This is a genomic window from Prosthecobacter sp. (assembly GCF_046154365.1).
Taxonomy (GTDB): domain Bacteria; phylum Verrucomicrobiota; class Verrucomicrobiia; order Verrucomicrobiales; family Verrucomicrobiaceae; genus Prosthecobacter.
On record NZ_JBJXFV010000183.1, the window covers coordinates 64,144 to 76,049 of the forward strand.

General features: G+C 60.0%; 7 protein-coding genes. 6 read left to right on the forward strand and 1 reads right to left on the reverse strand.

Annotation, left to right across the window (positions count from 1 at the left end):
- The first annotated feature begins 4 nt into the window (after nucleotides 1-4).
- The 6 genes from ACKVY0_RS23915 (at nucleotide 5) to ACKVY0_RS23940 (ending at nucleotide 11,461) form a co-directional block, all read left to right on the forward strand.
- Nucleotides 5-826 (forward strand): hypothetical protein, encoded by an 822-nt coding sequence (locus ACKVY0_RS23915; protein ID WP_409217379.1) that lies wholly within the window; start codon nucleotides 5-7, stop codon nucleotides 824-826.
- 5 nt (nucleotides 827-831) lie between these two features.
- Nucleotides 832-1,230 carry a hypothetical protein gene (locus ACKVY0_RS23920; RefSeq protein ID WP_409217380.1) on the forward strand — a complete coding sequence of 133 codons (399 nt, stop codon included), beginning with the start codon at nucleotides 832-834 and terminating at the stop codon, nucleotides 1,228-1,230.
- Nucleotides 1,231-3,851: 2,621 nt separating this feature from the next.
- Complete coding sequence (locus ACKVY0_RS23925) at nucleotides 3,852-3,905, forward strand: hypothetical protein (protein WP_409217385.1); 54 nt, start codon at nucleotides 3,852-3,854, stop codon at nucleotides 3,903-3,905.
- Between the two features lie 844 nt (nucleotides 3,906-4,749).
- The gene (locus ACKVY0_RS23930; protein WP_409217381.1) at nucleotides 4,750-7,092 is read left to right on the forward strand and encodes a hypothetical protein; all 2,343 of its coding nucleotides are present in this window, start codon (nucleotides 4,750-4,752) and stop codon (nucleotides 7,090-7,092) included.
- 24 nt (nucleotides 7,093-7,116) lie between these two features.
- Nucleotides 7,117-8,250, forward strand: coding sequence for a squalene--hopene cyclase (locus tag ACKVY0_RS23935; RefSeq protein WP_409217382.1), 1,134 nt, complete (start codon nucleotides 7,117-7,119; stop codon nucleotides 8,248-8,250).
- The gene (locus ACKVY0_RS23940) at nucleotides 8,240-11,461 is read left to right on the forward strand and encodes a TlpA family protein disulfide reductase (protein WP_409217383.1); all 3,222 of its coding nucleotides are present in this window, start codon (nucleotides 8,240-8,242) and stop codon (nucleotides 11,459-11,461) included. The genes ACKVY0_RS23935 and ACKVY0_RS23940 overlap by 11 nt, the downstream gene beginning before the upstream one ends.
- Before the next feature lie 33 nt (nucleotides 11,462-11,494).
- Here the strand turns inward: ACKVY0_RS23940 and ACKVY0_RS23945 are convergent.
- Nucleotides 11,495-11,906: hypothetical protein (locus ACKVY0_RS23945; RefSeq protein WP_409217384.1), on the reverse strand; the 412-nt coding region annotated here is incomplete at its 5' end.

Sequence of the window (11,906 nt, forward strand, 5' to 3'; positions counted from 1 at the left end):
TACTATGAACTTCCTGTTCTGGAACACCGCCCAAAAGGATCTCAGTTCAGAAGTTGCAAAGCTTGCGACTGAACGTGGAACGGATTTTGTGATTCTTGCCGAGGCAGTGGACCATGCCGCGAGCTACTTGGTTTCTCTCAACAAGCGTCGTCAGAGCTGTTTGTTTGGACTGGCCCCGTCGTTTGTTGCTGACGGCAACAGGTTGCGTGTTTTCTCACGCCTGCCTGCCGGGGAGATTATTCCAGCAGCGACGGATCGCACTTGTTCGGTCTATCATGTTCATCCAGCGGGCGGGTTGCCATTCACTCTCGCCTGCGTGCATCTGCCCTCAGCCTTGCACATGACGCAGGATGATCGTGCTGCACTGGCGGGCGAAACCGTCCGTCTCATCGCAGGAGCTGAGGACAGCGCCGGACATACGCGCACCTTGGTGATCGGGGACTTCAATATGAACCCTTTTGAGCCTGGCATGATTGGCAGTGAAGCCTTTCATGCCATTCTGGATCGGCGCATCGCAGCTACAGGCCAGCGCAAGATCCAAGAGCGTTCCCGTCCGTTCTTCTACAACCCCATGTGGCGGTTCATGAACGATGATCGCCTGCCGTATTGCGGCAGCCACTACTATCGGAAAAGCGTGCCGTTCTGCCATTTCTGGAACACGTTTGATCAAGTCCTGATCCGGCCGGAACTGCTGCACGCTTTCGACGATGCAGGCCTGTCTCTTGTGGACTCAGTAGGTGGGAAGTCTCTACTGGACGCGAACTGCCGACCGAATAAGCTCCTGCATTCTGATCATCTGCCAATTCATTTGAACCTTAACCTCTAGCTGCCATGCCGACAAAAAACATGTGGGGTGATCTCCCAACCATGGAGGACACCGAGACACCGCTGCAAATCATGCGCGAACAGGCAAACGTCCTGAAGCAAGCAACCCGAGGACTGTTGAATGCGTCTATTACCACCACGCCACTGACGCTAGGCCAAATGCGTCACAGCTTTTACCTTGTGGCACCTTTGTTGAACGATTACCGGCACCTGCTGTTCAGTGTCGAGCACGGCATCGACCCTTATCCAGCGAGGTTTTCCGCGCCGCGCATGGTTAAACCCGCGACGTGCAAGAGCCATAAGCACTTTGAATTGATCCTTACAGCGCTGCTGCAAGATGCCAGCACGCGCAAAGCGGTTGCTTCGCTGATCGCGAACTCGCAAGCGGTCAAGCAGGCTGCTTGATCTTCTCCTTCGCTTAATAGGAGCGCCACTTGCCGCTTTGAGCGTATCCCGCCTGGTGGGACTGCTGATCACGCTGCTGGGACTCTTTTGGGTGGGAAGAAAAGCCGGCGGGACGTTCTAAACACCCAATCAAAAGCTCGTCATCGACGTTTCATCAGGATAACATCCCTTTATTATGAAAACAGAACTGCCGATCATCCTTGAAACGAAGCTCGCGGATTTTCGCAAGCGCGTCTGGATCGTGAAGCTCACCGAGGGGCTGCTGGCGGCGGCGTTTGGGATTGTGCTGTCGTACATCCTCGTGTTCGCGCTGGATCGCGTGATGGAGACGCCGGTGTGGCTGCGGGCATCATTGCTGATCGCTGGGGCGCTGACGTTGGGACTCGGGCTGCCGCTGAAGTGGCATCGCTGGGTGTGGCGGCAGCGGAGTCTGGAGGATGCGGCGCGGTTGCTGAAGCGGACGTTTCCGCGTTTGGGCGATCAGTTGCTGGGCATCGTGGAACTGGCGCATGTCGAGGCGGGTTCGGCGGGTCGTAGTGAGCGATTGGTGCAGGCGGCGATGGCGCAAGCAGCGGAGGCGGTGAAGGACAAGGATTTCTCGCATGCGGTGCCGGAGGCGAAGCATTTTCAATGGGGCTGGGCGGCGGGTGTGACGGCGATGCTGGCCGTGACGGCGCTGACGCTGGTGCCGGACGCAGCCTGGAATGCGATGGCACGCTGGGTGACGCCGTGGCGCGATGTGGAGCGTTTCACGTTCGCGAAGATCGAAAAGCTGCCAAACCGGCTGGTGGTGCCGTATGCCGAGCCGTTTGATTTGAAGGTGCAGCTCGATAAGGACACACGCTGGTCGCCCGCGCGGGCGAAGGCGCAGATTAGTGATCAGCCAGCGATTGTGAGTCAGTTGCAGGAAGGTGCTTATCCGCTGGCGTTTCCGCCGCAGAAGGAAGACGCGGCGCTTTCGTTGTCATTGGGCGATGTGCGCAGGACTTTGAACGTGCTGCCACGCACACGGCCGGAATTGACGGCGCTGTCGGTGCGGACGCGGTTGCCGGAGTATTTGAAATACAAGACGGAGCCGGTGATCGAGGTGCGTGGCGGTTCGGTGAGCGTGTTGAAGGGGGCAAAGGCGTCTTTGGAGGCAACGGCGAGTCGTGAACTGGCTTCGGCGGAGGTGGATGGTGAAGCGGAGAAGGTTTCAGGCGCGAAGGTGATGACGCCGTTTCATCAAGTCACCACAGATGCCGAGAAGCATGTGATGTGGAAGGATCGCGATGGGTTGACGCCGCGTGAGCCTCTGGTGTTGAAGATCAACGCGATTGAAGATGAGTCACCACGACTGGCGGCACGGCGTGAGACGCCGGAGCAGGTGGTGCTCGATTCGGAAGTGGTCGTATTTGATGTGGATGTGCAGGATGACTTCGGCATTCAACGCACGGGCCTGGAATGGCGCAGCGTGAATGATGACAAGACCAAGGGCGACAAGATCGCCGCTGCAGGAGCGCCGGAGAAGAAGGAGCTGTCGAACAAGGCGACGTTTTGTGCGTCTCGTGATGGTGTGGAGCCGCAGACGCTCGAAATTCGAGCCTGGGCGGAGGATTATCTGCCGAACCGGAAGCGGGCGTATTCAGCGGCGTTCGTGCTGCATGTACTGAACAAGACAGATCACGCGCTGTGGCTGACGGAGCAGTTCGGCAAATGGCTGGAGGCGGCACGCGAGAGTTATGAGCGTGAGCAGCAACTGCATGCGACGAACAAGGAGCTGCGGGCGATGGACGCGGCGGAACTGGATCGCCCCGAGAACCGGCGGAAGATCGCGCAACAGGCGAGTGCGGAGAATGCGAACGCGGCGCGGCTGGGCCATTTGAATCAAAGCGGCCGCAGTCTGGTGGAGCAGGCGACGCGGAACGATGAGTTCGATGCGCAGCGGCTGGAGTCGTGGGCGACGATGCTCAAATCATTGCAAGACATCGCAGCGAAGCGGATGCCGAGCGTGGCGGATTTGTTGAAGGAGAGTTCGGGGGCGAAGGTGGGGAAGCCAAATCAGAGCACGGCGAGCAACTCGCCCTCCAATCCATCGCAACAGGGCTCAAAAGAGGCGAAACCGGGAGAAGGGAAGTCTTCGCAGGGCAAGCCGAGTGCGCCGCAGATTGCGAACGGAGCGGATTTGCCGAAGGGATCGCAAGGCGGCAAGGCTTCCACGGAAGAACAGAAGAAAGAGAACATGCCGAGCATCGCGGACAAGGAAGGCTCAATGAGCAAGGCGGAGCAGAAGCCGGCTGATCCGAATGCGAAGCCATCGCCACCGAAGCCGAGCACCATGAAGCTGCCGACGACGCAGATGGCAGCGGCACCATCGAAGAAGAAGGACGGTGAAGAAGACAAGCCGCAGGAGGCGCAATCGCCTGCGCAGAAGAAGATGGATGATGCGATTGATGAGCAGGCGCTGCTGCTGGCGGAGTTTGCGCGCGTTTCAGACGAACTGAGCGCGATTCTGGCGAGTCTGGAGGCCAGCACGTTTGTGAAGCGCTTCAAAGCGGCGTCACGACAGCAACTGGTGGCGGCGAAGGATTTGAACACGAAGACGCTGAGCGCGTTTGGCCTGGAAAGAAAGCCGGTGAAGGATGCGGCGGCGATTGCGGAGAATGAAAAGAAGCAGAGCGAGACAGTGCGCGTGATTCAGAGTGATCTGGAGGCGTATTTCGCGCGCAAGCCGGAGATGCATTTCAAAAACATCATCGGTCAGATGAAGGAGACGCAGGTGATCAAGGCGCTTTCAACGCTGGGCGATCAGGCGGCAGTGAATCTAAGCGGCAACAGCATGTCGGGCGCTGAATTTTGGGCGGACACGCTGGACCGGTGGGCGGAGGAGATGGTGGCGGCGAGCGAGTGCAAATCGTGCAGCAGTTGCAGCGCGGACAGTTTGCCGCCGGAGATTGTACTCAAGGTGATGAAGTCGCTGCGTGATGAGATGAAGCTGCGCGATGAGACGCGTGAGCTGGAAAGCGCGAAAGCTGCGCTGAAAGACGGGGAGCATGCCAAGAAGTCGGCGAACCTGGCCTCGAAGCAGTTTGGCATTCAGGCAAACACGCGAGGAGCATTCGATGACATCCTGCGGTTGCCGCAGGGGAATGAGAAGTTTGGCAAGGAACTGAAGCTGCTGAATGCGGTGATGGACGTGATGATGGAAGCAGCGGGCATTCTGGACAAAGCAGACACGGGAGCGCCGGCGATTGCGGCGGAGACAGAGGCGATTGAACTGCTGCTGCAGGCAAAACGTCAGGGCAAAGGCGGTGGCGGTGGTGGCGGCAGTCCGGGCGGTGGCGGCACAGCGGCATCGGCCTCTGAGGCAGCGCTGGCCGATCTGGGGCCGGGCAGTGATGCGGAGAGCAAGGCAGAAGTGCGCCCGGTCGGTCAATCAACCGGCAAGGCCGGACGCGAACTGCCAGAAGAATTCAAGACGGGCCTGGATGCGTATTTCAACAAGCTGGAGGCAGGAGGCGCGGTGAAATGATGCGTCTGGTGCTGCTCACAGTTTTTTGCGCCGGTCTTGGTATTGCGCAGGCGCAATCGCTGACGCGTGCCGAGACGAAGAAGCCACTGTCGGAGGCGGTGGAGAAGGTACTGGCGGAGTTTGTGGGAAAATGCGCGCCGGAGAAGCAGAAGCAGCTCACGGCGCACATGGAGGAGGTGATCAAGGCGGTGGATGAGGTGGCGAAGCTCTCGCCGGAGGAGACGACCGCGTTGAAGAATGCCGCAGCGAAGGCGGTGGAGGCGGCTTTGAAGACATGGGAGCCGCAGGCGATTGTGATGATGCGCACTTATCTCTCGCGCACGTCGGATGCGGCGGCGATCCGGCACATCGGCGTGTGGAAGCCGGAGAATGCCGGGCCGGGAGAACCGATCGAAGACTGGAACCCGCCGAATGAAGACGCCGCCTGGGTTGCCGTTTTGAAGACGACGCTTGGTGAGGCGCGCTTCGCCACCTGGAACGAGGCGGATGCGAAAGTGAAGAAGCAGGCGGATGAGGAGATCGCCGCTTATCTTGAGCGCTGGGTGCGTGAGTCACGCGGACCGATGAACGAAGATTTGCAGGCGAAGATCGCCTTGATGAAGAAGTCGCTGCAACTGTCGGAAGCAAACGTCGCGGCCTTGAACAAGGAGGCGGAGGCTTTGCTGAACCGGCTGTGCGCGGCGGAGCAGAAACGTGCGACGAGCATGTTGCGGACGATGTCGCCTGAGGCCCGGCAGAAGAAGACGGGCAGCAGTTCTTTCTACATCCGCTTCGACCGGCCGCGTGGCGAGGCCTGGAACAAGGCCTGGGATGATACGGCGGCGAAGGTGCTGGCAGCGGAACAGATCGCAATCTGGCAGAAGGCCGACCAGGAGCAGCGCACCAAGGACGAGACCGAACTGGCGGACATGATCAAGCCCTCCGAACAGCAGGCGGAGACACAGATGGAACAGGCGCTGACCGCAGAGATCGACAGCATCACGGTGGCGCTGAGTTTGAGCAAGGAGCGGCAGAAGGAGCTGGAAAAGCTGTCGAAGGCGGCGATTCAGGAGTCGCTGAAGCTGGCGCGGAAGGGCTGGTTGCAGCAGGCGAAGAATTATTCGACAACGGAACGCAAGCGCATCCGCGGCAATGTCTATTTTGGCATCAATGAGGAGCAAACGGCCACGGCGCTGCCGATTTGGAAGGATGGACTGAAGAAACTGCTGTCCGAGGAGGAGCGCACTCGCATGGCGGCGGAAAACAAGCAGCGCGAGGAACGCACGAGCGGTGCCATCGCCCGCGCCTGTCTGGCGGAGATGGACAAGACGCTGGTGCTGAACGCGGACCAGCGCACAAAGCTGGAACCGCTGCTGCGGGAACTGATGCAGCCGCTCATGGAGCAGCGCCGCCAGCAGTACTGGAGTTACAACGCGACACAGCTGTTTCAGGCAGCAGGCAAGGTGAAGGAGGAGATGCTGGGCGCGATCCTTGATGATGTGCAGAAGAAGCACTGGAAGGAGCTGGTCACCTCGAACAGTAGTTCTTCACGCAATGTGGTCATACCGGATATGAACAGCAATGGACCCGAGGTGCCGGACATGGAGGCGGCGATCGCGGCGCATTTGTACAAGATGTTCGTGGCGGAGCGCAAACGCGTGCTGGGAGCGATGATGCCGCTGGTCGAGGACGCCACGCGCGTGCTGACGCTGCCCGCGCCGGATGTGGCACGACTCACCACGGCGGCGAAGGGCGCGGCAGAGCAGAATTTAAGCTCGTGGCGGCAGACGCTGGAGCGCTACGTGCGGTCGAGCGTGCAGACGGCCACGGCGAAAAACATTTTGCAGGCGCTGGCAGGCACGGAGCGGGTGAATTTCAGCCGCAATGAAGGCGAGGCGCAGGAGGCAGCGGTGTGGAAAGAGGCGTTGAGCACGACGCTGAATGAAGCGCAGCAGAAGCAGCTCAAGCAGGTGGTGGATGCACGGCGTGACTATCGGCTGAAGGCGATGGCGGCGATGAGCACCTCGGAACTGGACCGCCGCCGCCGCCTGACAGCAGAGCAGTGTGTGAAGATCGAAGCGTCAATCCACAAGGTGCTGGCCGAATACCTGCCGGACATCGAGCGCTACATGTCTTTCCAATGGTTCCTGCAATACTACTACGCACTGGTGCCGCTGGGCGGCGTGCCGGACAAGGAGATGCAGGCCATTCTGACTCCGGAGCAGTGGAAGCTGTGCAAGGAGCGCGATCTGCCCGACGCGATGCAGTACTGGGAAGGCATCAAGCAGAACCATGAGCAACGCGCCAAGCAGGGTGCGAATGGGAATGCCAACAGGATCATTTTCAACGGAGGGATCATGCTGGATCAATGACGAATGACGAAACCCGAATGACGAATGAATGACGAAGCACTAATGCCTCAAGGACAGAAGACCTTCGGTGATAATGTGGCTGGCGTGTGCCGCAGCCGCATCTTTCGGCATTCGGACTTCGAGCTTCCTTCGTCATTCGCCATTCTGGTTTCGTCATTCCTGCGCCTCTCCTGCCTGCTTTTTCCCTTTTGCGTTCAAGCGCAGGATCCTGCGCTACGTTTCGGCGGCGCGATCCCGCAAGAGGTCGAAACGGTGTATGAGCGCGGTCTGACGTGGCTGGCAGCGAAGCAGAGCGAAGCAGGTGGCTGGCAGGGCGGCAATGATGGCGCGGGAGTCGATGGCATCTGCGTCATGGCGTTTCTTGCGAGCGGTGAAGATCCGAACTTCGGGCGTTATGCGCCGAACATTCGCCGGGCGCTGCGGGCGATGATTCGCAGCCAGGATGCGAGCACCGGTTATCTGCCGAACAGCATGTACCATCACGGTTTTGCGATGCTGGCGCTGTCTGAGGCCTACGGTGCGGTGGATGAAGCGTTGCTATGGGAAGGCGGCAAGCCGCTGCGCACGATCTCGCAGGCGCTCGATCTCGCGATCCGCTGCGCTGGCACATCGCAGAAGGCGAATCGCTGGGGCGGCTGGCGTTACATGCCGAACTCGACGGACGCGGACACGTCGGTCACGGGCGCGATGCTGATGGGACTGCTCGCGGCACGCAACGCCGGCATGGAAGTGTCGGATGAAGTGATCGATGCCGCGCTGGAGTACATGCGCCGCAGCACCGGCAAGGACGGCAGCGTGGCCTACAGCGGTGGTTTCGGCGGCTTTGGTGAGTCGATGAACCGCAGCGCCATCGCGACGATCGTTGCGGCAGTTTCCAAGCACAAAGATACTGAGGAGTTCAAGGCCACGCTGAAGCACATCACCGAGCGCCTGGAGCACAGCGAGGGCAACTACAAGGAGTACTTCCGCTACTACATGGCGCAGGCGCTATTTCAGGGCGACTACGTCTCCTGGCAGAAATGGAATGCCGCCACGGCACGGGCACTGAGCGAATCGCAGGCCGCGGATGGCAGCTTCAACAACGACGCTTACGCCACCGGCATGTCCTTGCTGGCGATGGCGCTGAACTACCGCTTCCTGCCGATCTATGAACGCTAAACGCCTCATCACCGCTCTGGCGTTATCCTGTGCGATCTGCCACGCCTCCGAGCTGCATTGGCAGAACGGCGAATGGATCGGCGGACATTTGATGGAGATCACCGACGATCATGTCGTCTGGCGTTCGGAGATGTTCACCGAACCGTTGAAGGTCAGCCTGAGCGTGCTGCGCCGCGTGCGCAAACTGCCGGAAGATCGTCCGACGAAGGAACCCTTCAGCCTGCGCATGGCCGACGGCACGCGGCTCTATGGCAGCGTCACCGACATGACGGCGAAGACGCTCACCGTCAAATCGGCCCGCTTTGGCACGATGCAGATCGAGCGCAGCGCCGTGGCGAGCATCAAGCGACTGAGCGGCACAGGCATGCTGTTTGCGGCACCAACGAGCACCGATGGCTGGACCGAAAGCGACACCAAAGACAACAAAAACGACAAGAACAAGTTCTGGCGGGTGGTTGGCGGGGCCGCCTTGAAGCAGTACGGCTGGAATCGCAGCGTGAGCCTGCCGTTGGATCTGCCTGAGCAGGTGGAGATGCAGTTCAACCTCACCTCCACTGTGAGCCCTGAGTTCAAACTGGACCTCAAGGCCTCGCAGCAGGAGCGCGTGACCATTGAGACCTGGGTGGATGAAGTCGTGCTGCAAGGTCGTGTGTTTCAAAGCCTGAAGACGCTCAAGGAGAACGATCATCGTGTGGCGCTGACCTTGTTCTGGAACCGCAAGACCGGCCTGTGCGCCATTTACAATGCGGACGGCAAGAAACTGGCGGAGACGAACAAACTGCCGGTGGAGGATGCCAAAGAGAAAGAAAAAGTCGCAGAGAAAAAACCTGCGGCTCCGGCAGGCGGCGGTGGCCTATTCGGCGCACTCTTCGGTGTGGTGAAGGGCGCGGCACAGGCCAAAGTCGAGGCTGTTCAGGCACAAGCGCGCCCCACGACTGTGAGTGAAACGGTGCCGGAGGGTCTCACCCTGCTGAACAAAGGTCCCGATTTGAAGCTGGAGGGCCTGCGCATTCGTGCCTGGGATGGCGCATTGCCCACGGACCTCACGGATGTGCGGCCACGCGTGGAGCTAACAGACGGCCATCACCTCAAAGCCTCCATCGTACGTGCCAACGCCAGTGGTTTGACCGTGCGCGGCAAAGACGACGGCAAGGAGACGACGCTGGCGTGGGACCAAGTGCTCGGCATCGAAATGGAGCCGCCTTCGCCGTTCTACAGCGCAACTTCACCAGGCACGGAAATGTGGTTTGCGGATGGCGAATGGATCTCCGGGTTGCTTATGCACATGCGCAATGAGGTGGCGACGATGAAAACAGGCTGGTGCAAAGACCCGGTGTCCTTCAAGTTCGGTGAAGCCCGCCGTCTGGACCTGCGCGAAAACAAACCCGGACCCAAATCACCCGAACTGGCCACACTCGATGTGCTCACGCTGGGCGAGAATAAAAAAGCACTGCACGGCACGCTCGATGGCGGTGGCGAGAACCAGCCGCGCTGGCGGGTGGCCGGCGGCTTGAATTCTGTCGCCATGATCAGTGCGGGGAGTTTCGAGATCACCCGAGCGGTTGCGGCACAACCGGAGGGAATTCGCAGCGAGGCGTTGTTTTACCTGAACAACGGCGATGTGGTGCCAGGAACGCTGCGCGCCATTGATGCGAAGCAGGTGGACTTGGATTCCGAGGTGGTCGCGGTGAAACATCTGCCCGCCGATAAGCTCCAGGCCATCCAGTTCGGCGGTGCCGCACTCAACTTGAACGGTTTTGAAGATCCCGGCTGGCGGCGGGTGCGCGGCGGGCCTGATCTGGTGAAGCTCAATGGCAAGAACGCGCTCGATTTCCAACCAGGCGGCTCCTGGGGCCATCCGGCCTTCATGCAGGTAAACGAAATCAAATTCACGCTCGTGAACAACGGTTTCAGCGCCCTGCGTGTGCGTCTTTTCTGCGACGGCGTCGATGCCGTCTCGAAAAGCACCAACCTGCTGTTCGGCCACATGGGCAGCGAGGTTTGCTTCGGCCTTGAGGCCACCGGTGACCAAATGGACCGGCAGTTCCGCCTGCGCAGCAACGGTCCCATGCCGATGCGCATCTCCATCGCTGAGAACAGCATCGAAGTCTTCTTCAACGGCCTCTCCGTGCGCAAGATCGAGCTCACACCGCAGATGCGCTCCGGCGGCGGCATCATCATCGAGCCGTTCAGTTTGTGGGGGAATGGTGAGCGCGAGGTAAAGATCAACTCGTTCAGCGCCCGCATCGCTCCAGGCCGTGTCGCCGTGCCGGTGGTCGATGTGAAGGCCAAGGAGCATGCGCTGACCGTGCCGCGCTTCCGCAAAGAAGATCCGCCACGACATGCGCTGCTCGCCGCGAACGGTGATTTGCTCCGTGGCGTGATCGAGGCCGCCACGGCGAATCATTTTGCCATCCGCTCCGGTTTGGAGACGATCCAGGTGCCGCGTGATCGCGTGAAGGCCGCCGTGTGGCTGATCAAACCCGCCGACGCTGTCAGCGCCGCCTTCGAGGCGGGGGCACGTGCAGCCGAACCCGTTCCGACCACGCACTGGCTGCAACTTAACAGCGGCGCACGCCTCGCCTTGAAAGTCGGGCGCTTTGACCAAGACACCGTCATCGGCACCAACGCCCTGCTCGGCGACTGCCGCGTGCCATTGAATCAAATCCACATCATCCGCAGTTCATCACCCCAGGACAGCGCCGCCATGCTGGCTCTGCGCGACTGGAAACTCAAGTTCGCCCCCGAGCCCGTGCTGCCCGAGAGCGGCGGCCAAAGCTCACCACTGCTGAACAAGGACGCCAAGCCCTTCAAACTGCCGTTGTTGGCCGGTGGCGACTTCGATCTCGCGCAGGAGAAGGGCAAAGTCATCGTCCTCGACTTCTGGGCCACCTGGTGCGGCCCCTGCATCAAATCCCTGCCCGACATGATCGACCAGATGTCCGCCTTCGATCCGAAGAAGGTCCGCTTCATCGGCGTCAATCAAGCCGAGGCCAAAGAAGCCGTGAAAACCTTCCTGGAGACACGCGGCTGGAAGTTTGAAGTCGCCCTCGACTCCAATCAACGCATCGGCCAGTCCTTCGGCGTCGAAGGCATTCCCCATACCGTTGTCATCGGCCCCGACGGCAAAGTTGCGTATGTGAAGACGGGTTATGAACCGGATGGAGCCAAGAAGATCGCGGAGACGGTGAGGAAGCTGCTGGAGAAGTAGTTTATGCGACAGTCGCGGCTGCAACTTCTCTGATCATCCGTTGATCAAGGCCAGGAGATCGCTCCAGAGAACTTCGAGGAAGTCACCGATGCCAATCAGCAGCGTGCCGTGGATTTCACCCAGGGCAAGGAGGGCGAAACTCGATCCAGATCCACCCCAACGCAGATCGTTGAAGTTGATGGCGAACGACAACTGAACCGGATTCGGGGCCAGGATCGAGGACGGCACTTCCACGGTGAGCTGGTAGCCGCCCCCTGCACCATCACCAATGATGATGCTCAACTGAGTCGCCGTGACGGACACGTCGAAAGTGGTGGCGGTCGAGCCGCCACCAAGGACTGGCAGGCCAAAAGCCAACTGCGTGTTTGTGCTGAAGAATGTGCCACCCATGATGGTGTCCTCCGGCATGCCGCCATTCCAACTGTCATAAAGATCAACATAGAGC